24 protein-coding genes are annotated in these 26,768 nt (G+C 39.2%); 20 read left to right on the plus strand and 4 right to left on the minus strand.

Annotation, left to right across the window (positions count from 1 at the left end; genetic code table 11):
* Positions 1-43 precede the first annotated feature (43 nt).
* Positions 44-2,224: a GumC family protein gene (locus NWP17_RS06240; RefSeq protein WP_280654052.1), complete on the minus strand. Its 2,181-nt coding sequence runs from the start codon at positions 2,222-2,224 to the stop codon at positions 44-46.
* A gap of 487 nt (positions 2,225-2,711) precedes the next feature.
* Between NWP17_RS06240 and NWP17_RS06245 the strand changes: the two genes are divergently transcribed.
* From NWP17_RS06245 to NWP17_RS06310, 14 genes are all read left to right on the plus strand, one after another.
* On the plus strand, positions 2,712-4,295 hold the full coding sequence (locus NWP17_RS06245) for a cyanoexosortase A system-associated protein (protein ID WP_280654053.1): 1,584 nt from the start codon (positions 2,712-2,714) through the stop codon (positions 4,293-4,295).
* 865 nt (positions 4,296-5,160) lie between these two features.
* Positions 5,161-6,372 (plus strand): glycosyltransferase, encoded by a 1,212-nt coding sequence (locus NWP17_RS06250; protein WP_280654054.1) that lies wholly within the window; start codon positions 5,161-5,163, stop codon positions 6,370-6,372.
* Complete coding sequence (locus tag NWP17_RS06255) at positions 6,369-6,518, plus strand: hypothetical protein (RefSeq protein ID WP_280654055.1); 150 nt, start codon at positions 6,369-6,371, stop codon at positions 6,516-6,518. Before NWP17_RS06250 ends, NWP17_RS06255 begins: the two co-directional genes overlap by 4 nt.
* A gap of 19 nt (positions 6,519-6,537) precedes the next feature.
* On the plus strand, positions 6,538-7,902 hold the full coding sequence (locus tag NWP17_RS06260) for a hypothetical protein (RefSeq protein WP_280654056.1): 1,365 nt from the start codon (positions 6,538-6,540) through the stop codon (positions 7,900-7,902).
* Positions 7,902-9,035 carry a glycosyltransferase family 4 protein gene (locus tag NWP17_RS06265; RefSeq protein WP_280654057.1) on the plus strand — a complete coding sequence of 378 codons (1,134 nt, stop codon included), beginning with the start codon at positions 7,902-7,904 and terminating at the stop codon, positions 9,033-9,035. Before NWP17_RS06260 ends, NWP17_RS06265 begins: the two co-directional genes overlap by 1 nt.
* Before the next feature lie 25 nt (positions 9,036-9,060).
* Positions 9,061-10,332: a glycosyltransferase family 4 protein gene (locus NWP17_RS06270; protein ID WP_280654058.1), complete on the plus strand. Its 1,272-nt coding sequence runs from the start codon at positions 9,061-9,063 to the stop codon at positions 10,330-10,332.
* A 22-nt stretch (positions 10,333-10,354) separates the two neighbouring features.
* Positions 10,355-10,990 carry a class I SAM-dependent methyltransferase gene (locus tag NWP17_RS06275; protein ID WP_280654059.1) on the plus strand — a complete coding sequence of 212 codons (636 nt, stop codon included), beginning with the start codon at positions 10,355-10,357 and terminating at the stop codon, positions 10,988-10,990.
* Positions 10,991-11,045: 55 nt separating this feature from the next.
* On the plus strand, positions 11,046-12,218 hold the full coding sequence (locus tag NWP17_RS06280) for a glycosyltransferase family 4 protein (RefSeq protein WP_280654060.1): 1,173 nt from the start codon (positions 11,046-11,048) through the stop codon (positions 12,216-12,218).
* Positions 12,215-13,342 (plus strand): polysaccharide pyruvyl transferase family protein, encoded by a 1,128-nt coding sequence (locus tag NWP17_RS06285; protein ID WP_280654061.1) that lies wholly within the window; start codon positions 12,215-12,217, stop codon positions 13,340-13,342. Before NWP17_RS06280 ends, NWP17_RS06285 begins: the two co-directional genes overlap by 4 nt.
* Positions 13,343-13,361: 19 nt before the next feature.
* On the plus strand, positions 13,362-14,486 hold the full coding sequence (locus NWP17_RS06290) for a glycosyltransferase family 4 protein (protein WP_280654062.1): 1,125 nt from the start codon (positions 13,362-13,364) through the stop codon (positions 14,484-14,486).
* 102 nt (positions 14,487-14,588) lie between these two features.
* Complete coding sequence (locus NWP17_RS06295) at positions 14,589-15,257, plus strand: class I SAM-dependent methyltransferase (RefSeq protein ID WP_280654063.1); 669 nt, start codon at positions 14,589-14,591, stop codon at positions 15,255-15,257.
* A gap of 6 nt (positions 15,258-15,263) precedes the next feature.
* Entirely contained in the window at positions 15,264-15,923 is a 660-nt protein-coding gene (locus tag NWP17_RS06300; protein ID WP_280654064.1) for an acyltransferase, read from the plus strand.
* Between the two features lie 44 nt (positions 15,924-15,967).
* Entirely contained in the window at positions 15,968-17,500 is a 1,533-nt protein-coding gene (locus NWP17_RS06305; RefSeq protein WP_280654065.1) for a lipopolysaccharide biosynthesis protein, read from the plus strand.
* A 204-nt stretch (positions 17,501-17,704) separates the two neighbouring features.
* The gene (locus NWP17_RS06310) at positions 17,705-19,174 is read left to right on the plus strand and encodes a sensor histidine kinase (RefSeq protein ID WP_280654066.1); all 1,470 of its coding nucleotides are present in this window, start codon (positions 17,705-17,707) and stop codon (positions 19,172-19,174) included.
* A gap of 207 nt (positions 19,175-19,381) precedes the next feature.
* On the opposite strand, the gene NWP17_RS06315 is transcribed toward NWP17_RS06310, so the two are convergent.
* A complete protein-coding gene (locus tag NWP17_RS06315; RefSeq protein WP_280654067.1) occupies positions 19,382-20,872 on the minus strand; it encodes a UDP-N-acetylmuramoyl-L-alanyl-D-glutamate--2,6-diaminopimelate ligase in 1,491 nt (496 codons plus the stop codon).
* Positions 20,873-20,924: 52 nt separating this feature from the next.
* Complete coding sequence (locus NWP17_RS06320) at positions 20,925-21,212, minus strand: glutaredoxin family protein (protein ID WP_280654068.1); 288 nt, start codon at positions 21,210-21,212, stop codon at positions 20,925-20,927.
* A gap of 298 nt (positions 21,213-21,510) precedes the next feature.
* On the opposite strand from NWP17_RS06320, the gene NWP17_RS06325 reads away from it, so the two are divergent.
* The 4 genes from NWP17_RS06325 to NWP17_RS06340 all read left to right on the plus strand — a co-directional run bounded on the left by NWP17_RS06325 (position 21,511) and on the right by NWP17_RS06340 (position 25,535).
* Positions 21,511-21,720 carry a hypothetical protein gene (locus NWP17_RS06325; RefSeq protein ID WP_280654069.1) on the plus strand — a complete coding sequence of 70 codons (210 nt, stop codon included), beginning with the start codon at positions 21,511-21,513 and terminating at the stop codon, positions 21,718-21,720.
* Between the two features lie 103 nt (positions 21,721-21,823).
* The gene (locus NWP17_RS06330; protein WP_280654070.1) at positions 21,824-23,047 is read left to right on the plus strand and encodes an exonuclease SbcCD subunit D; all 1,224 of its coding nucleotides are present in this window, start codon (positions 21,824-21,826) and stop codon (positions 23,045-23,047) included.
* A 134-nt stretch (positions 23,048-23,181) separates the two neighbouring features.
* Positions 23,182-23,607: a hypothetical protein gene (locus NWP17_RS06335; protein WP_280654071.1), complete on the plus strand. Its 426-nt coding sequence runs from the start codon at positions 23,182-23,184 to the stop codon at positions 23,605-23,607.
* A 59-nt stretch (positions 23,608-23,666) separates the two neighbouring features.
* A complete protein-coding gene (locus tag NWP17_RS06340; RefSeq protein ID WP_280654072.1) occupies positions 23,667-25,535 on the plus strand; it encodes a single-stranded-DNA-specific exonuclease RecJ in 1,869 nt (622 codons plus the stop codon).
* A 101-nt stretch (positions 25,536-25,636) separates the two neighbouring features.
* Here NWP17_RS06340 and psb30 read toward each other — a convergent pair whose 3' ends face one another.
* Entirely contained in the window at positions 25,637-25,759 is a 123-nt protein-coding gene (psb30, locus tag NWP17_RS06345; RefSeq protein WP_280654073.1) for a photosystem II reaction center protein Ycf12/Psb30, read from the minus strand.
* Between the two features lie 123 nt (positions 25,760-25,882).
* Between psb30 and NWP17_RS06350 the strand changes: the two genes are divergently transcribed.
* On the plus strand, positions 25,883-26,242 hold the full coding sequence (locus tag NWP17_RS06350) for a YkgJ family cysteine cluster protein (RefSeq protein WP_280654074.1): 360 nt from the start codon (positions 25,883-25,885) through the stop codon (positions 26,240-26,242).
* An 86-nt stretch (positions 26,243-26,328) separates the two neighbouring features.
* Positions 26,329-26,760 carry a TMEM165/GDT1 family protein gene (locus NWP17_RS06355; RefSeq protein WP_280654099.1) on the plus strand — a complete coding sequence of 144 codons (432 nt, stop codon included), beginning with the start codon at positions 26,329-26,331 and terminating at the stop codon, positions 26,758-26,760.
* The last annotated feature ends 8 nt before the right edge of the window (positions 26,761-26,768 follow it).

Raw genomic sequence — 26,768 nt, forward strand, 5'->3', positions numbered from 1 at the left:
ATGGCGTATATCAACATAACTCATTAATCGGATATGGGTAACATTATACCTTACTACTAGCATAGTAATAGTAATCATAATACCTTTGTTGGGCACTAATACCATTCATAGCTATACCTAAAACATTTTGCTCGGCTTTTTCTAACAAGTCCTTAACAATAGCAACACTGTTAACATCAGCTATTCCCGGACGGATCACAAACAAAATTCCATTAGCCAGTTTGCCTAAAATTGTTGCATCAGCAGCAGCTATCAATGGGGGCGTATCTATGACTACAAAATCATATGTTCGGGCGGCTTGTGCTACAAATGCAGCCATTTGACTAGAAACAATGAGTGTATTTGGGTTATTTATTCTTTCACCAGCAGTCAAAAGTTGGAAATTAGGCGAAATTTCTTTGACAGTGCTTTCTAAACTCAACTGATCTCGGATTACATGGCTTAAACCAAGTTCATTGTCAACCTCCCAGATTTTATATTGACTAGGATTCCGCAAATCTCCATCAACTAACAATACTCTAGCTCCTATTTGCGACATTGAAAAAGCTAAGTTAGCCGCAACCGTCGATTTACCTTCTTTGGGGACAGCACTGGATACGACAATCACTTTGGTAGATTTTTCAGAATTGAAATATCTCAAATTGGTTTGCAATATCCGAAACGATTCACTAACAGAAGATTCTGGTTCATTTCTAACAACCACATCTGGAGCTTCTTTGCCACTACTAGTAAAGAACGGAATATAAGCCAATAGATTATACGGCAATAATTCTTGAGCAGATTGACTGGTTTTGATAGTTTTGTCCATTTTTTCCAAAATAAAGGCTGTAGCCCCACCCACTACAAACCCGCCAAGCACGCCTTGGAGTAAGTTAATATACTGTCTGCTCCTCAGAGGCACTGCCGGAATTAATGCGGGTGTGATCACCCTGGCATTACTGATTTGCATATTTTCTGCTATTTCTAGTTCTTGATTTTTAGCCAGCAGTTCTTGGTAGCTGAACTCAGTGGCATTTATTTCCCGTTCTAACTCCCTTTGCTGCAATTCTAGCTGGGGTAATGAGTCAGCCCTTTGCCTATAAGATTGAATGACTTCCCCCAAAGCTGTCAGCCGTACCTGGAAAGTGAGACGCTCTGCTTCAGCATTAGCGTAACTACTTAAAAGATTTTGTTGTAAACCCGGACCATTGAGTTGAACTACATCTTTGGCTTGATTTATTTCATTTAAGCGTCCTACCTGACCAAGAAAACTTGTTTGGATGCGACTTTCAAGGTCTTGTTTGAGAACTATTTCCTGTTCCTTCAGGTTAATTATTGTCGGGTGAGAATCAGTTAACTCCAATCTTAATGTTTCCAGTCTTATTTGTGTTTCTTGTAGCTTTTGCATAACTGGAACCACAGATGGAGACTCAGCGACAAAACCGGCAATTACAGCCTGTTGTGGAGTTATGCCAAATAGTTGCTGAATTGATTCTATCCTTGCCTTTTGTACCCTTAGTTCTGACTGGGTTGCCTCGATTTGTCTATTTAAATCAGTAATGGTACTAACAATCGAGCCTGCTTCTGTTTTCAGGTCTAATACTTGATTCTGCTGTTTAAAATTTTGCAATCGTTTTTCAGCAAATTGTAACGCAGCTCTTCTTTTCGGCAACTCTTGAGCGATAAAATCCCTAGCAGACTTAGTTTGCGCCCGGTTGGCACTGATATCATTCTCTATGTAGACATCCATTAAAGAATTGACAACCTTGGCCGCTAACCTAGGATCTATACTTGTATAGTAAACTTGTAATATATCTGTATTTTCAATGTTACTTACCTCTAAGTCTTTTAAAAACACCAACGGGTTCATGTTGAGTTTCAAAGCATTGATAGTTTTTTCAGCTAAAGGTAGAGAACTGAGAATAGCAGCCTCAGTAGCGATTGGTCTGCCTGTTACTGAACTTTCTAGTGCCCCTAATTGGCGACCTACTCCTGTCAGTGATGAGGTAGGGTTCTTTTTCAGCACTAACTGACCTGATGCTCGATAAGTAGGTGTTTCTACTATAGTTTTCACTATACTTAAAACCACAAGGGTAAAGAAAACTATGGAAACAGGCAACCACCGCCGTCTGAGGATAATCCAAAGCTGTAAGTATTCTTCCATGTCAATTATTTGGTTAGGGTTATTTAGTCTAATGGTAATGTAATAAGTATTGCAAGATGCTACTACACAAACACATAACATATATATACCACTTATAACCTTAATGATCACAAATAAAATTTAAATTCATTTCTCTTCCAATGACCGTAATTGCCTAGCCCTAAACCGAAAACTTAGCTAAAGTGGAGGGGAACTACCTTGGTTTTATGCCGGGTAGTTTTGCTTGATGTTGGGATTTTATATGTATTTATACATAAATACTGTTAGATATAATTACATTTATTAATACATTAGTTTAGGCTTTCAGATTTTACTCTTACGTATTTCCATTGAAATGTGTTTTTTATGTAAATTATGATAATAATACCCCATTTATTTCTCATTTTCATTTTAAAATTACAAATATCAAATTAGGTGTATGTTAACTAACACTGCCTTAGCAGATGGGGAACCGGATGGATTGAGCAGCGAGCAGGACTTGTACTGAGCGTAGTCGAGGTATGGTCTCAATACAAGACGATCAAGACGATCATTTATATTTGTATCCAATGTGTTTCAGAAATGCTATATGTTAATCAATAAGCCTAAAATAACTGCCACTAAAAAACTATTATTAGCTAAACTAAGTCCATTATTGCAAAAACAGTGGTTTTACTTATTAGGTATTTTTACCACCTTAGCGATTTGGCATTTAGACATAATTAGAAATCACCCTATCGCTAGTGAAGAAATAACCTTCTATACTCTGTATTGGGGAGGTATTTTATACTTACTTTGGCAAAATCGCCATCAAGAACATAACCCTAGTTGGTTTTCTAGCTGGTTAGGCTTGGGATTATTATTCCTGGTTATAGTTAGACCCCTTCATTTCTGGCATTTAGATTTAATGCTGTTTCGCTATGCGCCCATTGTGGCTGGTTTAGGCTTAGGTCTACTTTCCTTTGGTTTCTTAGGATTTAAGCACCATTGGCGCTTGTTTTTATTGTTGTGCTTAATGCTTTTTCCCTTCGGCTTGATCAATGAAATTTTTGATTCTCGTTTGCACTTTAGCGAATTAACAGCCAGCATCTCCGCTTTTTCACTCCACTACATCGGGTTTAAAGCTACTTACTACGGCGATTTAGTAAAATTACCCACAGGACAGGTAAGGGTCCTTTATTACTGCACAGGTGGATTATTAATACTTTGGCTACTGAAGCTCACACTCTTAATTTTAGTAGTTGTCTCCCCCTTAACTTGGCGGCAAAGATGGACATTGGTGATATCTGCTATTAGTGTCGGCTTTTTAACAGGCTGTATTCGAGTAGCTTTATTAGTTGTTGTCGTAAATAACAAGGATTTGTTTGATTATTGGCACAGCTATACAGGCGGAAGTATGTTTATGGTTTTTTCAACCATTACCTATGCTTTTTTATGTAATTGGATATTATCGTTAGAAAATTTATCGGCAGAAAATATTCAACCAATACATACACAAATCATAACCCCTGAACGTCGCTTCTTTTTATTAGGTACTTGGGTGGGAATTATCTTAACGGCTATTTTTTTAATTGCAACTAAAATAAATATCAATAATTCCATAAATTTGCCAGACCAATTGTCTCTCACTAATTGGCAGCAAATTAACGTCTCATCTCTACAAGAGCAAAAAATATACTTAGATACACAAAAGTTTTTCATAGTTAAATCTGGTAAGAATTATAGTTATATAAATAATAATCAGCAGTTAGACGTAGAAATGCGGTATATGATTAATACTAGAGGCAATAACAACCCATTTTTAGATGCTAAAAATCCAGATTTTTTGAAAATAAAAAACTTACCAAAAAAAGTTATATTCTCGCCGAAAATTGGTTACTCAAATTTATATTCTGATGGTAACAAGGGTTTCCTATTATCTTGTGTTAATCCTCGCGGAGGTGGTACGGTTAACTCTCAACAATTTATGCAAAACCGCTATCAATATGATTTGAGTTTTAATCGGTTTTTACCTTGGATTTTTGGTCAAGATGTCCTGCGAGATGATCGCTGTTTATGGACGCAGTTATCTGTCCCTGTAAAGGGAAGACAACCAGATGATATCTATTCAGTTTTAGAGTCAATTTGGTTAGAAAACTACTGGAAATGGCAGTCTTTACTGCTAAATAAATGAAATCTGAAATATACAGCGATTCTCAGCTAAATTAACCACATTTTCATATCCCACGCTCCAGGCGCAGAGTGGTAGAGGGAGAGATATCTAGATACTAAGTATATATTTCTCTCAGAGTTGCTTATGCTGAGAGGGTTAGAGGTGGTGGAAATTGTGCCATTCTACAGTATCATAAACAGCCGCAAAAACCAAGCGATCGCCCCACGACCGCAAACCTGATTTTACATACAGAGTAGAAATACATCATTAAATGCTATGGGACTTACGCATTGACAAAAAACATGATCTATAAGCTCTATATCATGCGATTGGCTTCGCCAATCGCCTGTAACACAAGAAGCCGGGGAATAAATTCCCCGTCTCAAAGCTCAAGTCCGTTAAAACGGACTCTTACGGAATGCGCGAGCGCCTGTAACACAAGCATCCTGCTTGTCACCAATACCCGCTAGAAGCCAGTGCTACTGATACCACATTACAACCCGATGCAATAACCCAGAATCAAAGTCCCCCTAGATTAATGCACTATTTTGTTATTCTGTCAATGCGTAACTCCTATGCTATGTCATTTCAACCTGTCTTCAGGGTTCAAATCTCCCTCAAAAAACCAATCACCGGTTTTTAAATAAACCTTAACCAGTTCTTAACCTTAATTTGGCATGATTCTAATATACTTATTTACTTAGAGGGTAAACATCAAATGCAGTAACCCTAACAGAGCCATAACTAAGTTAAATCACCCATAGAACTTGTGGGCGATGACAGTTTGTCCTGGTGATCGATAGGGCTATGACTGCTTTGGGAAAATCTGATTGATTTGGAGACTGTTTGTTAGTGACGGGAATGTGTCTACCAGTAAATTACCAAGATGAAAAGAACAACTAATATCCATATCGTTCATCTATCTAAGTATTATCCCCCCGATAGAGGAGGGATAGAAACTCACGTTCAGACCCTAGCCAGAACCCAAGCGGCTATGGGTGCTGAAGTTGACGTGATTTGTGTTAATAGATTGGATCAACAAGGAAAGTTATCGAACAAAACCAAGACTGTTGACGATGAAGATGGAGATGTTAAAGTTACCCGTATTGGTCGGGTGCTATCATTAGCAGGTTTTGATGTTTGTTTAGGACTGTGCCAAACAATTACCAAATTTCTCAACCAGCCAAATACTATCTTTCATCTACATACTCCTAATCCAACCATGCTCTTAGCCTTAACCATGTTGGACAGAAAAGTACCTTTAGTAATTACGCACCACAGCGATGTAATTAAACAAAAAATATTAAAATACGCATTGCGGCCTTTTGAATATTTGGTTTACAGTCAAAGCGCACAAATTTTAACTACAAGTCATCAATATATTGAAGGGTCAAAATTTCTGCAACAATATCCTTCAAAAACAGACGCGCTCCCACTAGGCCTAGACACCACAACATACACTCATCCTAGTCAACAAGCACTAGCTTACAGCCGTAGGTTAAAGAAACAACACGGGGACATCATCTGGTTATCTATAGGTAGGCTTGTCTACTACAAAGCATTACATATAGCTATTCAAGCCTTGACACGAGTACCAGGAAAACTCCTGGTAGTAGGAGTTGGACCTTTAGAAACAGAATTAAAAGCCTTAGTTCAAAAATTAGGAGTTGAGAACCGCATTGTCTGGTTAGGTCGTCTGAATGAGGATGAGCTAGTTGGAGCTTATCATGCAGCAACGGCTCTTTGGTTTCCCTCTAATGTCCGTAGTGAGGGTTTCGGGTTAGTTCAAGTGGAAGCAATGGCTAGCCGTTGTCCAGTGATTAATGCCAATATTCCTTGTAGTGGAGTTCCTTGGGTAAACAGACATGAAATAGAAGGTTTAACAGTACCGATTAATGACCCTATGGCTTTAGCTGAGGCTGCAAAACGTCTACTCCTAGAACCTGGTTTGCGTAACAGACTGGTGAGAGCAAGCAGTAGACGTGCCCAATATTTCAATCACATAAATATGGCTGTCAGAAGTTTTGAATTTTATTCCCAAGTTTTAAGTCCAGAATTGAATTACCCCAGCATACCAACCAGACTAGATTCGTTATGAAAGTTATGCACATCCATCCAGGAAATTTATTTGGCGGGATAGAAACTCTGCTGGTGACCCTGGCAAAGAAACAAAATCTATGTCCACTAATGCAGCATCACTGGGCTTTATACTTTAAAGCTAGATTGGCTAATAGCGAAGTTTAGTTACAAGGGTTAATCTGTAGTGATTACAAAAACAGCTTATAAATTCCCAGATTCTTCTATCTGGGAAAAGTTAAACTGGACATGGGCGCACACTTTGATATTGTTACAGTTTGGTTTGCAAGTATTGCTTTTATTTCCCTCCTTTGGGGTTTTACGAGTGCTAGTACGGAGTGGCGCATTTTCCCTAGGTTTATTTTTATTGGTGTCAGTACGGTCACCATCAAAACAGAAACATCCGGCAACTTTGCCAGCAATGATTGTTATGGGAATTATGCTGTTACAGTTATCCCTGAATCCTTTTATTAATTCCATCATATCTGGGATTGCTCAATGCGGGATGTATCTTGCTATTCTCAGTCCCATATTTTGGGTAACAAGGTTAAAGATTACACCTAGAGCCTTTGAGAGTTTAATATTCATGATGTGGGGGATTAATAGCTTAAGTGCCATTGTTGGGGTGTTACAGGTTTACTATCCTGGTCAATTTGAGTATTCTCTTTCTACTGCGGTTCAAAATAGCACTTGGGGAGGGGAAAATTTAATAATCACCCTGGCTAATGGGGCAGAGGTGTATAGACCAATGGGCTTAACTGACGTACCGGGGGGTGCAGCTAACTCTGGTTTATATGCTCTTTTATTTGGTGTTGTTATTGCTCTCAAATACAAACACCCGATTTTAAGGATTGCTGGTATTAGTAGTGCTGGGATAGGTTTGTTTTGCATCTACTTGACTCAGGTTCGTTCCACATTGGTATTGGCTGCTATTTCTATGGTGGTTTTGGCAGTGCTTTTGCTGATCACGGGTCAATTATTCCGTGCAACAACTATGGTATCAAGTGTGACAACTTTGTTTATTGGTACGTTTACCTGGGCGATCGCCGTTGGCGGACAATCAACCACGGAACGCATAATGAGTCTATTTGCTGCTTCTCCCCAAGAAATTTACCACAAAAACCGGGGAACTTTTTTGCAGGATACTATTGAAAAGCTTTTACCTGAATATCCTTTGGGGGCTGGTTTGGGGCGTTGGGGGATGATCAACGACTATTTTGGAGAAAATATCTACTTGGTATCCCGGCCAATTTGGGTAGAAATCCAGTGGACAGCATGGTTACTAGATGGCGGAGTACCACTCATATGTGCCTACGTTTTGACGATTTATTGGGCTTGTCATATTGCCTGGAAAATTGCTACCAACTCCAACTTGGGAGATTTTGCCCTGTGGGGCGGGTTAATTTTCGCATATGATGTTGGGGTAGTGGCACTGACTTTTAACTACCCCATTTTTATTGGTCAGGGTGGTATGGAGTTCTGGTTAATCAACACAGCACTGTTCGTAGCTGCTGGCAATATTAAGGATAACAAACCTTTAAATGTGCGGTGATGAAATCTTATTTGCTGGTGACGGGTGATTTTGTCAAAACTGGTGCCATGGACAGAGCAAATTTTGCCTTGGCTGACTATTTAGCTAGGCAAGGAGAAGAAGTACATTTAGTAGCTCATCGCGTAGCTACTGAGTTGTTAAAGTATCCATGTGTCAAGTTTCATCGAGTACCAAAATTAGGAAACTCTTATTTACTCAGTAGTCCTTTGCTAAATCGAATGGGACGTAATTTAGCCCGGGATTTCGCTAGGGATGGCGGTAGAGTTTTGGTCAATGGTGGTAACTGTCAATGGGACGATGTAAACTGGGTGCATTATGTTCATGCGGCTTATCAACCTCATAATCAAACTGGCTTATTACATCAGTTTAAGGGAACTGTTTCTCGTCAGATGTTTTTAGGTGCAGAAAAACAAGTATTAAACTCTGCCCGGGTAATTATTGTCAATTCAAACCGTACTAAACAAGACTTGATCGAGAAGTTGGCAATTCCTGAGCCAAAAATCCACACAGTATACTGTGGCATAGATCCCCAAGTTTTTTACCCAGCCACACCTCAAGAAAGAATAGCACTGCGTCAGCAGCTAGGATGGGCTGAGGATCAAATAGTTGTCATATTTATTGGCGCTTTGGGCGATCGCCGCAAAGGATTTGATACGCTGTTCACAGCATGGCAACATTTATGTCAATCCCCTGATTGGGATGCTCACTTGGTAGTAATTGGGGTTGGTGCAGAATTAACACAGTGGCAGAGTCGTGCTGCTGTTGCTGGTATTTCCAATATTGATTTCTTGGGTTTTCGGGATGATGTGCCGAAATTTTTACGTGCTGCTGATTGTTTGGTGGCTCCGACTCGGTATGAACCTTATGGTTTGGGTGTCAATGAAGCCTTGTGTTGTGCTATACCAGCTTTAGTAAGTGCTAATGCAGGAGTGGCAGAACGCTATCCCCAGGAGTTAAAAGACCTATTAATTCCTAATTGTGAGGATGCAGTGAATTTAGCTACCAGGTTGCAGAAATGGCGCAGTGATAGACAATATTACAATAACTTGCTATCTTCTGTTTCCGAACAATTGCGAACTTATACTTGGGATGATATGGCACAAAATATTATTAACCTGATAGATAACAATTAATTAAATTCCAGGAGAGTATTTATTTATGGATAATCCAACATCTAAAAAAAGAATTGCTTGCTACACATTAATTTCTAAAAATGCTGGTAGTTTAGCCTCGGCCAACTTTTTAATTGTTGAAGAACTCCTGAAAAGAGGTTATGAAATTGATTTATATAGCATGGGTAATTTTAATAATCCAGAAGAACTTTCTGATTATCAAAATCTTCATTACATACCTCTATCAATTCCAGTGGTTCAATATATTTGGAAATTTTTGGAGCAACTACCTAAAAATGGAGGTATTTTATATGCAATATGGGCTAGAATAAGCTCTGTAATATATTTCCAATCAATTGCTAAAAAAGCCAATGAGAATCATAATAATATACGATATACATTAACTTTATTCTTAGGTCTACCAAGTTATTTTAGAATTAAAAATATTCCTAGTATAAGTTGGTTGCAAGGTACTTTCCATACTGAATGGGAATCTATCAAAAAACTAAAAAAATCTATAATTTCTTTATCTGGCATTAAAGAATATTTGATTTTAAAAGCTTTTTATACATATTCCGCGTTAGTAAGTAGAAGAATATACAAATTTACGGATATTTTTATTTGTGGTAGTCAATGGTCTCAAGAAAATCTGTATCTATGGGGATTAGATCATAAAAATATTAAAATCTTACCTTATCCTATAGATATTAATTTTTTTCAACCCCAACATCTATCGAAAAAAAATGAAGATAACAAAAAAATCTTCTTATGGTTAGGAAGAATAGTTCCCAGAAAAAGATTAGATTTACTCTTAGCAGCATTCCAGGAACTTTTAAACGAAAATTATGATATTGATTTAATTATTATTGGACAATTTTCTTATGCGAAAGGACACAAGAAATTGATTGAAGAATTTCCATTTCCAAAACATTTACAGTATCGGGAAAATATTTCCAGGCTGGATGTACCACAATTAATGAATTCAGTAGATATTTTAATTCAACCTAGTGAAAGTGAAAATTTTGGTTCTTCAGTAGCAGAAGCACTATGTTGTGGTGTACCTGTGATAGTAGGAACTACCAATGGGACAAAGGATTTTATTAGTGATTATTCATGGGTATTTAAAGAATATTCTGTAGAATCACTGAAAGAAACTATGAAAGTCGCCATAGAGGATATAGATAAAAACAGAGAAAAAATAACTTCGGAAGCAAGAATAACAGCCGAAAGAGAATTTAGTATTGTCAAAGTTGTAGACAAGCTGGAAAATATTTTTGCAGAAGCAATCAAAAGATATAATAATTCAGATAAATCTTAAACTAAACTCAAGGAGTTACACAATGGTTAAAAATGTAAAAAATTATGGTTGGACATCAAGCAATTCCTCATCTTGTAATGATTTTATTTCACCTAAAATTATTCAGATTTGTAGTGAGTTAGGTGTGCATAGAATTATTGATATTGGTTGTGGAAATGGTGTAATATCTGGAAGATTGGCTAACAGTGGTTTTGATGTAACTGGCTGTGATGCTGATGAAAAAGGTATTGAAATTGCAAAACAATCAGTTGCTGGTGTCAATTTTCAAGTAATAGGAGTTTATGATGACCCAGTTTTATTGAGAAACAGTGATTTTGATGCAGTAGTATCAACTGAAGTTATAGAACATTTATTTTTACCTGGGTACTTGCCCAAATTTGCCAAAGCTGTATTGAAAGATTCGGGATATTTAATTATCAGTACCCCTTATCATGGCTATCTCAAAAACCTGGCTATTTCTCTAGTTAATAAATGGGATGTTCACCACCAGTCTTTAAATGATGGTGCCCATATAAAGTTTTTTTCGCGTAAAACTCTGACTTATTTACTAGAACAGGAAGGTTTTAAAGTATGTAGTTTTTATGGAGTAGGTAACATAGGACTTGGTCATCTTCCTTATTTATGGAATAGTATGATTTTAGTTGCACAAAAATCTTAGTCCCCCGGTATAAAAAGGTTTTAGTTATTTGGCTTAATCACTCAGTAGGTAATCAATGAAATTGCTAAGAATTATACTGGTACTAAGTTCACCACCTCTACCATTCGGCAATGCCGATGCTAGATGGTACTATGTTTTGATTAAAGGTTTAGTTGCCAAAGGTCATCGTGTAACAGTGTTTACCGCTTGTGGAAAACCAGAAGATATTTCTCAGGCTCAAGTTCTTTTTCCTTCACCAGAATATGACTTACGCTGTTATCTCATTTCCCACCCAAAAAGGGGACTCATGGCCAAGATAAAAACCATACAGCAACCTTATTCCTATGTATTCAGTCCAGAATTACGTCAAGATTTAGCTGTAGAACTTACTCAACCTTACGACATCTTGCATCTTGAACAGCTGTGGAGTGGTTGGCTAGGAATTGAACATCAGGAAAAAGTAGTAATTAATATCCATTACCTGTTTTCCTTAGATCGCACTTTTGAGGATAACAAATCTTGGGAAACACGGTTTAGAAGGTTTTTCACTTACCACGCACAACAGAAATTGTTGAAGGCCTTTCCCACAATCATTGCATTATCAGATGTTTTAGCTAAAAATATTCAGCAAATTAATCCCCATGCTTGTGTTTATACCGTTCCTCTGGGGATAGATATTTCACTATATCCCTTTGTTGAACAAAAGCATATCAATCAAAAACCAATAGTCGGACTCATTGGTGGTTTTAATTGGAAACCATCTTATTCGGCTGCAGTTAGACTCGTGACTAAATTATGGCCGGAAATCAAACATCGTCTCCCTAATGCTAAATTGCAAATAGTGGGACGGTGTGCTAAAGATGTACTAGCCAAATTTACCCATATAGAAGACCTAGAAATTCATCAAGATGTACCAGATACATTACCTTACTTTGCTAATATGGATGTTATGTTGTATGCACCTGTAGCTGGTAGTGGTATGAAAGTTAAAGTTATGGAAGCCTTTGCTTTAGGTACAGCAGTTGTGACTAACTCTAATGGTGTAGAAGGTATTCCGGCGATCGATGGTATTCACGCTGGTATTTGTGACGATGATCAAGGTTTAATTGATCGGACCGTAGAATTATTAAAACATCCTAATCTGCGACAGCAAAGGAGGCTAAAAGCTAGACAATTACTTGAGAAACATTGCAGTCCACAAGTAACGGTGGGACAAATTGAGCAGATTTATAGGAAGATATTAGCATGAGCAGTAGTCATGGAATAATAGCAGGTAGCTTAAATAATGCCAATATGGGCGATCATGCCCTAGTGAAAGCGTTTATTAATCAGGAAAGAGAAAATTACCAAAAGTTGACTATATTAGGTAAAGCCAATGAAGATTTACTTTCTCTAAAAGAGAGTATAATTTCTCCACCGCCTTTGGCTATTGGGTATCGTTTTTGGTACGGCTACAAACAACGATTAGAGACACAACAAAAAATCAATGAGCAAATACCAGATGCTAGACGAAACTACATTTGGTTGGGGGGCTTGTTCGGAGAAAGTTTTTATCATGTCAAATCACGTTATCAAGAGCTAAAATGGGCTTCCTGGTTTTGTAATAAACTAATTTATTATTTTGGAGATGTTCACCCAGGTTTCCAAAATTTGGCAGTAGCTAAACAACTAATTAGCAGAATTAATAATTTTCCTTCATGGATTGGTGTTAGGTCTACTGAAGCCGCAGATTTATTCATAAATGCTGGGTTAACTTCAAAAGTTTTTGTCGGTCTTGATGCGGCTCTATTTCAGCGCTGTATACAATGGGGTATTCCATTTATTCGCCAGAAAAAAGATGTAGGTGCTGTAGCGATTGTTGTCTGTCAATATCGATCAGAAATATATATTCCAGTTTGGCGAGCAGCAGCAGTTTCAGCTATTAGGCTAGGTTTGAAAATTCTCTGGATTTCACTGTGTGATAGTCAGGATATGTTTATATGTCAACAATTGTTTGCAGAATTTTCCAAGACATATCCACACCATCCTATGGAAATCATTTATGGAGTAAATGGAGAAAGTAAAATTGCTGAGTCGTCTGTTTGTGTTGCTACGCGATTTCACGGAGCAATTTTTAGTATTGCTTCTGGTGTACCAACAATAGCTTTACCTTATGGGGCAAAACTTCAGCGACTGTTCCAATTTTTAAAATTAGATGATTGGATAGTAGATCCTACGAGAGCATCTCATAACATTGATTGTAACTCCATACTATATGAAATGATTCAAGTAGCTTTAAAAGGAAACTTTCAGCCTGATTATTCCCAATTAGAAACTGGAGTTAAAGCTCATCAACTGGCTTTGGAGAATTTGTCTGTGTTTATTAAAAATTAAAACAAGGTCATAATATTTTGTGAAAATCGCCTTTAACGCTCGACTATTAAAGTCGCCCACACTCAGAGGTTGGAACCGTTATACTATCAATCTTTTGGTAGAGTTATCCTTATTGGGTATAGAGGTTTTTTTATATTCTGACAGTCCATTACATGAAAGTCATCTCGCCAAATTATCAAAAAATAGTTATCAAGTACGTATTTCTCCTCCTATGCGATATCTCACATGGGAACAATATTGGCTACCAAAACAATGCAAAAAAGATCAAGTAGATATTCTACACTGTCCCATGAATTTTGGTCTCCCTTGGTCTAGCCCATGTCCTCGAGTGCTGACTTTACATGACGCAATAGACCAAATTTATTACTCTCACTATCAACCTTGGTATCAACGGTTAACTTTGCCTAATATACAAAGTGAATTTTATCATTGGATTGCTAGACACAGGGCAGAGCATATTATTACTGTTAGCCAATACTCAAAACAGGATATTATCAAACATTTGCATATTCCAGAAGAGAAAATTACAGTTATTTATGAAGGGGCTGATCCCAGGTTTCATAACGCAGTAACAGAAGCACAACGCCGGGAAGTCCGCAGTAAATATAAATTGCAACTTCCTTATATTTTTTATGTTGGTGGCTGGGAAAAACGCAAGAATATTTCTTTCTTGGTGAAGGCTTTTGCCGAATCTGGTTTAAATGGTGTAGAGTTGGTATTGGCTGGTGGTAAAGATCAACAGCTTAGTCAACTCCTACAACTAGGAGAGTCATTAAAAATTAACAATCGTTTGCGGTTATTAGGTTGGGTAGATGATACAGAATTACCAGCACTTTATGCTGAGGCTGTTTGTTTTGTTTATCCCAGTGAATATGAAGGTTTTGGTTTACAATTATGTGAAGCAATGGCGGTTGGTTGTCCAGTATTAGCGGCTAGAAGTAGTTGTTTACCAGAGGTTTTAGGTGATGGAGGTGAAACTTTTAGATTAGATGATTTGAAGGAACTGTCAACATTGTTGTCGCAGTTATGTGAGAACAAAAATTTTCAAGAAGATTTAAAACAGCGGGGTTACCAAAAATCTAAATCTTATGGGTGGAAAGATACTGCTGTTGCTACGCAGAAACTATATTCGGCAATGATGTAAAAGTATTTTCTCCACAATTGCTTATGTTAGTGATACAACTAGATACCCCTATGCTATCATCATGATATCCTAAGAATACTAAGCACTATCATTGTACAAGTTATGCAACCAAATCTAGTTTATTTGAATTATTGGCAAAGAAAAGACTTATTAAAATCAGGAACTCCGAACTTTCCTTTGCTGAGGTGGTGGGTGTCATCTGAACTTTGTGAAGTCGAGCAAGTGATTTTTAATAAAGTTAAAAATCGAGATACTTTGCTTGATGTAGGAGCGGGTGATCTAAAGATAATGCAGAAGTTTAAGAAATTTGGTTACTCAGGAAAATATGATACACAAGATATAGGAACAGAATTCCCATACGATTACACAAGTTTAGATGAAATCAATCATCAATATGCTAGTATCTTATGTTTAGATGTGATTGAACATTTACAAATTTCCGAAGGTTTAGCTCTGATTCATAAAATGGTTAATTTATTAGCACCTAATGGTTTAATAATTATCCAAACTCCTAATGCTAGGTGTATCAGAAGTCCATTAATTTCAGATATGAGCCATTTGCATTGTTATAACTTACCTGATTTATGGGCTTATCTAACTTCTTTGGGGTTACACGTAGATGGATATAGAGTTGTTTTTGAAGGAGAGTATAAAAATATTTTGTATAAAATAACACAAAATATAAGGAAGTATATTATTACTCGTATACTTGGTCTTGATTACGCTGATAATATAGTTGTGATTGCCTATAAACAGAACATTCTCAAATAAATATCTATGTTAAATGGTTTAATTGGTAGAGTTTTAGATATTAACTGGCTTGCCCAGTTGCATCTAAATCTTTATGCAGGAAGAAATGATGCGTTTGTTTGTCGCGGTAAAATTCAACTTAGCTTATGCTCAGATATTACTATTAACAAAAATAATAAAATTTGTTACATCGGCATTCCGTTGTTGGGAAAATCGACACCAAGAAGTGACATTACTGTAATAGCTGTTAGCTATAATGCTATACTTAGCTTAAATGGATGCACTATAGGGAGAGGTGTAAAATTAAGCGTTGGTTCCTCTGCTAACCTAAGTATAGCCGATAATTCTTATATTACTGATGGTAGCCGAATTTCTGCTCAAAAGTCAATTACAATTGGTCAAAATTGTGCTATCTCCTTTGGAGTCACAATCATTGATGATGATGGGCATGGATTTGGATTACCTCCCTATTCAGCCCCAATAGTCATTGAAGACAATGTATGGATTGGATGTAATGTAACTATCTTAAAAGGTGTCACAATTGGTGAGGGTTCAGTTGTTGCTGCCGGAGCAGTTGTGACTAAATCTTGTCAACCTCATTCTTTAATAGCTGGAGTTCCTGCAAGAGTTATCAAAGAAGGAGTGAGTTGGACTGATAAATCTAGACTTGATCAATTGATAATATAAACATTTCACCAATATTTTTTTATTCTACCCTCCTTAATAATCAAATGCAACGTACTGGAAGCTCAGTAGTTAACTTTTCCACTGGACTTATATTACAGGTTATCACACTGAGCATAGGTATATTCAGTACACCCTTGTTACTGAGTTGGCTTGGTGATGAACGCTACGGAGCATTTCGGGCTGCTAATGATTGGGGTAATTATCTTAATCTCTTAGAATTGGGTATTAGTGGCTCATTAATGGCACTGTTGGCAAAAGCAGTGGGCACTGGAGATGGTCAACAAATCCGCCTCACATTGGCTACAGGAATTAAAGCCTACCTGAAAATCATGGCAATCATGGTACTGGTGGGAGGGGCGTTAGGTTTGTTGATCACTCGTGTTGTACCAGTTGAAAAAACTTTACTGGCGGATCTGCAAACAGGTTACTGGTTGGGACTCCTGACGATTTTTTTATTACCGTTAACCCCCTTTCGCCTCTTAGCAGATGCCAGCCAACGTGGCTATTTTGCCAACGTCTTGATCATGTTTCAAAGCCTGATCATCACAGGTTTGGCTCTGCTGCTGGCGCGGGGAGGATTTGGCATTACTGGACAATTCCTAGCTTTACTCGCTGGCAATATTGGGTTTCAAATTTTGATGTGCTGGGACGGGTTGCGTCGTTATCCAGATGTTTTTTCTGCTATTCAAGATCATAAACCCCAAATTCCTATTGAAAGACAACTTTGGCGACTTAATAGGTCAACATTTACTCTCAGGCTTTCAGGTCAACTAAGCTTATTTACTGATAACATTATTATTTCCTACAGCCTTAGTCCTGCATCAGTTGTGCCATTTTTCGTCACCCAACGGTTAGCAGCCCTGGCACAAGGACAAATACAAGGTATTGCCAACGCTACCTGGGCGGCTCTTGCTGATCTTCATGCTAAGGGAGAAATAGAAACATTCAATGCTCGTCTGATTGAACTGACGCGGTTAGTGGCTGTGATGGGAGTAACTTTCATGGTGGCGATCGCACCCTATAACCATCACTTTATTAAACTATGGGTAGGAGAAGACCGCTTTGCTGGGGATGGAGTAACTCTATTAGCCGCTTGTAACGTATTTTTTTTAGGGCTTTTGTCCCTGTGGTCTTGGTGTTTTGGTGGGACTGGTAACCAACCTAAATTAGTGCGTCCTGCCACTCTCTCTGCTACCATCAATTTTTTAGTCAGCATCATCAGCACTCAGTTTTTAGGCATGATCGGTCCGTTGTTGGGTACTTTTATTGGATTTACTACCGTTAGTTTATGGCAGTTACCATTACTCATGGGGGAAGTTTTTGGTACATCTGTCAAACAACTTTTTTTAGCCGTTGCTCAACCCCTAGCAGTTGGCCTTCCCTATGGTTTGGCGGTGTGGTGGCTGGCCAAAAGCCATAGTCCTGGGGGATGGTTGGGACTAGCTGTGGAAATGGCTTTGACTGCACTCATCTACTTTGTCATCGCTTGGTTGTTTGTCTTGAGTCATTCCGAGCGCCAACAGTGGAGCGATCGCATACAAATGCTATATTCACAACTGAGACAGCGCACTCGTTAATCCTACCAGATGTACTGATTTCGCTTTTTTTTACATTTACCTGTGTTATGGTCAATTTCAACTCTTAACAGGGGAAATTGCACCTGTATTGTTCGGTTATACCACTGTTGCCAGTGAGCAAAAAAATATAACCTCATAGATAGCAGTACTAAAATGCCTAAATCAAAGGCTGCCAGTAGCTCTTCAGTCAAGGGGTGAAAACCTGTGTATCAATGGATATTGCCAAGTCTGAGTGAAATTTTAGCCGAGACCCAAGCAACAGTGGCTCAATGCTCACCAAGCAAAGCAGAGCAACAGTGGCGCATCAGTTTAGCAGCAACAGAACAATTGCTGATCAAAACTTTAGCAACTGCACCTGATACCACCCAAGCCTTAGTATTAGCAGCACCCGCACCTCTATTTAGTCAACCAACATTAAATCAAAACCTGCAAACCGTCACTTTTACCGCCAAGCCATTTAACCCCTTGGCTCTGATGCCATTTTATCTGCCCAGTCCCATGGCGGTAGCAAATAAAGAAACTGTTTCCCAAGAATCAGTGCTACCTTTATTACCAGCAGACCCACTGGCAACAGAACGGTTTTGCTTAGTTTTTACAGATAAATTTACATTAGTCCTGGTATTAAAGGAAGAAAAAAACGGCGATAAAGCATTTTCATTTTCCTTTGAACCTGAATTAGTACAGCAAGCTTGGCGATCGCTTGGTGCTAGGGTCATGTTAACTAATCCAGATTTTTTCGCAGAACTTGATATTTTGGTACAAAAATATTCAACAGTAACACCAAATTACCGCACTATAATTCACTTTAGCCAATTGTTACTTCAAGAACTGACAGAACCAGAAGTAAATAAAGAGGCATTAGAAAACACAGCAAATGGCGGACACAACACCCGTCCTCAAATTCCTTCCCCAACTCCTAACCACCAAGCCCCCGTTCCTGATGTAGAATTACTCCAAGCTTTTGCCCACGAAGTACGCACACCCTTAACAACAATTCGCACCCTAACTCGCCTACTGCTCAAACGGCGAGATTTACCTGCTAACGTCACCAGTCGCTTAGAAATTATTGATCACGAGTGTACTGATCAAATTGACCGGATGGAGTTACTATTTACAGCAGCAGAATTAGAAACTTCTTCCTCCGTTAAATATCCCCATGCTCAACTTACACCCACATCATTAGATCACGTATTGCGTCAGAGCGTTCCCCGTTGGCAACAAGCCGCCCATCGGCGAAACTTGACCCTAGACGTAGTATTACCCCAGCAATTACCAACAGTAGTCAGTAACCCCAATATGCTCGATCAAGTCCTCACAGGCTTGATGGAGAATTTCACCCGCAGCTTACCCCCAGGGAGTCATATCCAAGTACAGGTGATTCCAGCAGGCCATCAACTCAAGTTACAATTATCCCCTCAATTCCATTGCCAAGGTACAAACCCAGCTAGGGAAACCATCACCCCACCAATTCGTAAAGCCCTGGGTCAATTGCTAATGTTTCAACCAGAAACAGGTACTATTAGTTTAAATATTGCCGCAACCAAGCATTTATTTCAAGCTATTGGTGGTAAGCTGATTGTGCGTCAACGCCAAGAGTATGGCGAAGTCTTAACTATTTTCTTACCTCTGGAAGTGAGGAGTAAAGAACAGTTAAAAGACATAAAATACAGCTAAATCCCTGCTAAATCCAATCATCCCTATGTCCTCAACATTCAGTAGTGCTGGTATCCCGTTACCCTAGGGTTATACAAACTCAATACATAACGTAACAGCTTAGAAACTATAGCATTTGTTAAACACGTGAGACACACGGCTAACATCTTAAAATATACCAACCTCCCTAAAGGGGAGATTGGGGCGAAAAATTCAAGCCTGAGAGATTTAAATTGACAGGTTGAGTTTTTCCGCTAAAACACTTCTGGCTTGCTCTCGGTCGTCAAAATGAATTTTTTCAGTGCCGAGAATTTGGTAATCTTCGTGACCCTTACCAGCCAGTAATACCCCATCACCGGGTTCTGCTTGTAAAATAGCAGTACGAATGGCAGAGGCGCGATCGCATATTACTATTGGTTGAACAGTATCAGGAATTCCCGCCAAAACATCTTGTAAAATCCTTTCTGGATCTTCAGTACGGGGATTATCTGAAGTCACCACTGCCACATCAGCCAACTCAGCCGCAATTTTACCCATTATTGGGCGCTTGGTGCGATCGCGATCGCCTCCGCAGCCAAAAACACAAATCATTTTTCCCGGAATAAACGGCCGAGCAGCCTTGAGCAAATTCTCCAAACTATCAGGAGTATGGGCATAATCCACAATTACACTAATATTTTGCTCAGAACTAATTTGTACCCGTTCCATCCTTCCAGGAACCCCAGGAAACTCAGATATTGCCCCAGCCAGCAACTGTAAATCAAGTCCTAAATGTAAAACCGCCCCCACAGATGCCAAAAGATTCTCTAAATTATACTGCCCAACCAGAGGAGAACCAAAAGCCACATCACCCCTTGGTGTATGCAACATCCCGCTTACACCATTGGGCCCATAACTTAAATCACTCATCCACAAATCAGCCTTGTGATTATTAACGCTGTAACTCCAGACACGTTCAGAACTTAAACCAGCAATTAAACGCTGGCCATAGGAATCATCAGCATTAACAATGGCTCGTCCTTTGAGATAATCAGGAGTAAATAACAAAGCTTTGGCGGCAAAATAATCTTCCATATCCCGGTGATAGTCCAGATGGTCCTGAGTGAGATTACTAAACACCCCCACCTCAAACTCACACCCCAAAACTCGACCTTGGGCTAAAGCGTGGGAACTCACTTCCATCACCCCAAACTCACAACCTGCATTTACAGCTTCACCAAGCTGTTGTTGTAATTCCACAGCAAAGGGGGTAGTGTGGACAGCAGTTTGCTCAAAACCAGGCCAACGAGTGTAGAGAGTTCCCATCAAAGCCGTAGACAGATTGGCTGTAGTGAGGAAAAATTCAATTAAATGAGTAGTTGTCGTTTTCCCATTAGTGCCAGTCACACCCACCAGCTTCAGTTTTTGCCCTGGATAATCGTAAAAAGTGGCCGCCAATTGGGCGCAGGCTTGAGTCATATCCGGTGCAGTTAGAACAATAGCCTCACCCGTCGGGGGATTTTTTTGTAAAGCCTGTGGTGAAACAATGGCCGCGACAGCACCCGATGCTATGGCACTTGTCCAAAAATCTCCACCATCTACCCGGGTTCCCGGCATACCAATAAACAAATCACCCACACCACAAGCATGAGAATTTGTCTTCAAACCCTTAACTTCCACATCAGCCACAGTTGAAGAATCAACGCCATCTAAGACCGCTAATAATTCCCGCAGTTTCATTTAGTGAACCTCGTCACACAAATCTCTTTGGCTTATTTTGCATTATTTTTTCCTAATTGGATAAATACTTAACCAACATTTGCTCTAACTGACGCACACTACCACGAGGAGAAACACGTGGTAAACGCTCTTCTACCAAGTTTTTATCGCTGTTTTCAACATATTTATACTTCTCTACACACAGTACAGGAATTTCATATTGATAAGCTAAAAACCAATCTTGACGGGTGGTAATATCCCGCACCTCCAACTCAAAACTGAGATTTGCCACTTGTTCTAACTTTTCCTGTAAACCCTCACACAAATGACATCCCGGCTTGCTGTATAAAATTAATCGCATTTTCCTAACAGATTTAATTACACACACATCAAAGTTTTTGAATCATTCAACTTTAGCAAAATCTTCATGCCGATGTGATCAGAGTTTGAGTTGTGAATGCTAGGGCAAAAACTGTAACAGTCGGGCAGGAATTCCATAAGCGATCGCCCTGATTATCATCTTCAAAAATTTGTAGATTTTATGTGAAAACTTGATTTTTTATACAGCATCAGGTATGCTAGCCCTAGTAAACCCTATTGTCTGATATTAAATAAACAGCAACAACTTGTATAATCCCCCCAAAAGTAGGTATAAAATTATGATTTACCCAGAAAACAACTCAATTGATATTGTTAATCAATTGTTAAGAAAAATTAGAATAAAAGAAACTCAATTAAAACTTGCCCAAACACATAACATGGTTTACACATCACAAGTATTACAAAATCAAATACTAGAACTAAAGCATCAACTCTCAGAGTCACAAGACCCAGAAATCCACGCATTAATGACTTTATTAGACGAATAAAACTAAAATTGCCTTGCTGAATCAGACTATGAAATCACAAATAATAGAAATGATGGAATTTAGCTGCTTAACAGCTTACTCATAGTATGCAATTTGAGGACTAATGATTAAAATTCTGCACCTCTCCGACATCCACATGGGAAGCGGTTTTTCCCACGGACGCATGAATCCAGCTACAGGATTAAATACACGACTGGAAGATTTTGTCAAGACATTATCTCGATGTATTGACCGAGCCATAGAAGATCAAATAGATTTGGTTTTGTTTGGCGGTGATGCTTTCCCAGATTCTACCCCAGCCCCCTATGTGCAAGAAGCTTTTGCCGGTCAGTTTCGCCGTTTAGTGGATGCAGATATTCCCACAGTGCTATTAGTGGGGAACCATGACCAACATTCCCAAGGGAACGGAGGAGCGAGTTTAAATATTTACCGCACTTTAGGAGTGCGGGGGTTTGTGGTGGGTGATACTTTAACCACTCATCATATCAACACCCGCAACGGCAAAATACAAGTAATTACCTTACCTTGGCTAACTCGTTCTACTTTGATGACTCGCCAAGAAACCAGAAACGCCTCTCTAGCTGAAGTTAACGAAATGTTAACACAACGCCTAGAAGTAGTTTTAGAAGGAGAAATTCGTCGTCTTGACCCTCATGTTCCCACGGTGCTATTAGCTCATTTAATGGCAGATAACGCTACATTAGGAGCAGAGCGTTTTTTAGCAGTGGGTAAAGGTTTTACTTTACCTCTCTCCCTACTCACACGACCTTGTTTTGATTATGTGGCATTAGGACACGTCCATTGTCACCAAAATTTAAATAAATCCAATAACCCCCCAGTAATTTATCCCGGAAGTATTGAAAGGGTAGATTTTAGTGAAGAAAAAGAAGATAAGGGCTATGTAATTATAGAACTAGAGCGAGGAATGGCCAAATGGGAGTTTTGCCCCTTACCAGTGCGGACTTTCCGGACAATAGAAATAGATATATCCAAAGCAGATGATCCTCAAAATGCTTTAATCAAAGCCATCGCTAAACATAATATACAAGATGCAGTAGTGCGGTTAATTTATAAACTCCGTTCTGAACAAATAGAGTTAATTGATACCTCGTCTATCCATGCTGCTTTAACTCCAGCCCACAACTACACCATTCAAGCAGAATTAGTCAGCCAACTAGCTCGCCCCAGAATACCAGAATTAACCGCCAGTAGCAGTATTGACCCCCGGTCAGCTTTGCAAACTTACTTAAACAATCGTGAAGACCTAAAAGATATTGCCGCATCCATGTTAGCAGCAGCAGAAAAGTTACTCGCGGATGAAGTATAAATTTCAATCATACATTTCAATCATACATTTCAATCATACAATTTTTGTAGTGCCGGCATCTTACCCCCTACCGATGTACCCGACTGTATGTAACATATCCTGTATAACCCAATACTATTAATCAAACAGAGTTTATGGTGAAAATCATACCTACAATCTTCTTAGCTACAGCCTGGCTGTTGATATCAAATCATCAGTCTACACTTACATTAGCTGGAACTTGTGCTTCTGACTGCGGACCCCGTCCCATCGAGTTTAAGCCCGGTCAATTGATCAGAGTTAAAGTAGTTAATCGCACCCCTCGCTTACTTAAATTACAAAAAATTACCGCCACTGGGACTATTTCTCTGCAACCAAAACAGGAAATAACATTAGAACACGGATATGGTACAACACCAAATATTTCTCTCATTTTTTGGGATGATACAGGTCTTTCCCTAAAAGCTAAGATTTCAAAACCTAATTTTGGCACTTTGTATGTTGAACTCCTGCCTAATTGGGATTTTCCGGGCCATCGCTCGGTGTATATTCTCAACAATGGTCGGGTAGAAGTGTTTTAAAAAAACCAAAATAATGTTATTAGTAGTAAATTGAGCCAAAATTTTTGAGAGCAATACTCATGCTCCATCAAGCCTTCCCCAAACCAACAGCACAGAACAAGCGCTTGCCTCACCAACGCTGGGAATTTTATCAGCAACAACCGGAAATTGCCCAAAATCTAGTAAAAACTATCAGTATATCCCCCATTATCGCCCAATTATTAATCAATCGTGGCATCACCAGCCCAGAAACAGCACAAGAATTTTTAGATCCAGAGTCTCTAATCTTACCTCCACCCCTAGAAGAATTTCCAGATTTGGCAGTGAGTCTAGAATTATTGCAACAGGCGATCGCCAGCCAAGCTAAAATATCCATTTGTGGAGACTATGATGCTGATGGCATGACTAGCACCGCTTTACTGTTACGTAGTCTCCGCAGTTTAGGCGGTCAAGTAGATTATGCTATCCCCAGTCGGATGCACGATGGTTATGGTATTAACAACCGCATTGTTGAAGAATGCCACACGGTCGGTGTAGAACTAATTATCACCGTGGATAATGGTATTTCTGCCTATGAACCCATCGCCAGAGCTAGAGAACTTGGTGTAAATGTCATTGTCACCGACCACCACGACCTCCCCCCCAAACTCCCCCCAGCTAACGCCATTCTCAATCCCAAATTAATTCCAGAGTCTTCACCTTATCGCGGTTTAGCCGGTGTTGGTGTAGCCTATATTTTGGCAATATCTTTAGCTCAACAGTTAGATAAAATTAAAGGCTTAGTACAGCCAATGTTGGCTTTATTCACACTGGGGACAATTGCCGACTTAGCCCCGTTAACGGGTGTGAACCGTCGCTGGGTCAAACGGGGTTTAAAGTATTTACCCCATTCCCAATTACCAGGAATTAAAGCGTTAATTCAAGTCGCCGGCTTGCAAACCACAGAATATAGACAACAAGAAATTATAGAACAAATCTCTCCCCCATCTCCTCCCCCTCCCCAATCTTTAAAGCCAGAAGATATCGGCTTTCGCTTAGGTCCGCGCATTAATGCCATTGGTCGCATTGGTGACCCTGAGATAGTGATTTCACTATTGACTACAGATAATATGGCGGTAGCCCTAGAAAATGCTGTGCAGTGTGAATTAACAAACACTAACCGTCAGCAAATGTGCGAACAAATTGAGCAAGAAGCCATTGCTTATGCAGAAAAAGAATTTGTATCTTCTCTCCTACAAGACCGGGTATTAGTAATTGTCCAACCGAATTGGCATCATGGGGTAATTGGTATTGTTGCTTCTCGCTTAGTAGAACGCTACGGTGTACCCGTGTTTATTGGCACTTATGAAGGCGAAGAACAAATTCGCGGTTCTGCCCGTGGTATACCAGAGTTTAACGTATTTGCAGCATTGCAATATTCTCATGATTTACTGGGTAAATTTGGGGGACACAAAGCCGCAGGGGGTTTTTCTTTACCCGCCAAAAATTTGCTAACATGGCGATCGCGTTTATGTGAGTTTGCTAATCAGTGTTTACAACCCCAACACCTCAAGCCACTGCTAAAAATTGATGCTCAAATTCATTTTCATCAAATCAACCACCAACTTTATCAACAACTCAATTCACTTCATCCCTGCGGTGTAGAAAACCGAGACCCCTTATTTTACACATCTCATGTCCGAGTCCTAGAGCAAAGAATAGTTGGTAAAGGTCACATCAAACTGACACTTAGTCAAACTGTTAATGACCAACAGTATCAAATCAAAGCCATCGCCTGGCGTTGGCGAGAATATTTCCCCCTACCCAGCCTGATGGATATCGCCTACAAATTGCGAGAAAATAACTTTAATGGTAGTACGACCATTGAATTAGAGTTACTTGGGATCAGACCGGCAAATGATCTTAGCGGTGATACCACAGTAAGACAAAATTATCAAAGCTCCTGTTAAGGTATGATCAGCACTGAGTCCTGGGTGATCAATCCTAGATATTCAAAAAATTTCTTCACCTCAGCACTCAGTACTCTATCAGTACTCTAAATGTGGCAATCTTACATATTGCCGTTGCGAAGTGCCAGTAAAAATATTACCACAGGTCCAGCAATAACGATTAATCCAACGGAAACCAGTTGAAAAATAACTTCCCAGTTGAGATTGCTTAAAGTGTCAAACATTTTTCCCTTGTCCTCTTTTTTGGCTTGAAAAATACAGTAATTAACAAAACTCGCCATTAATCATATATGGCAAAGGACTGTTAAATTTAATTTACTTAACAAAATTATAGGAAAATCAATAAAATGGCAAATTGGCAATGTGTTAAACAATGTGGGGCTTGCTGTAACCTAGACCCAGTAGAGCGTCCCGACCTAGAAGATTACCTCACACCAGCAGAATTAGAACTATACCTGAGTATGGTAGGAAAAGACGGATGGTGCATTAACTTTGACCATAGTACCAGAGAATGCCGGATTTACCCCAACCGCCCTCGTTTTTGCCGGGTAGAACCAGAAATATTTGAAGATATGTATGGAATTGAGCCAGCAGAACTCAATGATTTTGCTATTGACTGCTGTCACCAGCATATCGAGGGAATTTATGGAGAACGCAGTTTAGAAATCCTCCGCTTTAATCAAATTATTGGTTTTTCATCAACTTAATTTGTGGCGTGGGGTTGCAATTTCTCACCATCATCTGAGAAAATGAGAACAATATGAAAGCAACCTCGCAATTACAACTACTGCCTGTGAAACTTGACTCTGTACCTGCAAGTTTTTCTGTCTCCTCCCAGACAGAAAACCAGCCCGAAATAAAAGACAGCAACGAATCTAACTTGAATGCTGCAACCACTGCACCCCTACAGCCCGTAGTTACCCATAGTCAAAACCATCAGGAATCAGTAGCGGCTGTTTTCAGTACTACCTTCCTAACCATATTTCTGGCGGAAATTGGTGACAAAACTCAGCTATCTACTTTATTAATGAGCGCGGAATCTCATTCACCCTGGGTAGTGTTTCTGGGATCTGGGGTAGCCCTCATTACTACTAGCTTATTAGGCGTGCTTTTAGGTGGTTGGCTCGCCAGTCGTCTCAGTCCAAAAACCATAGAAAAATCAGCAGGGATGATGTTATTACTTATTTCTCTGATGCTGTTTTGGGATGTAATTAGTAATTCTTAATTGCTCAA

Origin of the sequence: Chrysosporum bergii ANA360D (assembly GCF_029891735.1) — a bacterium.
GTDB classification, from domain to species: Bacteria; Cyanobacteriota; Cyanobacteriia; order Cyanobacteriales; family Nostocaceae; genus Umezakia; species Umezakia bergii.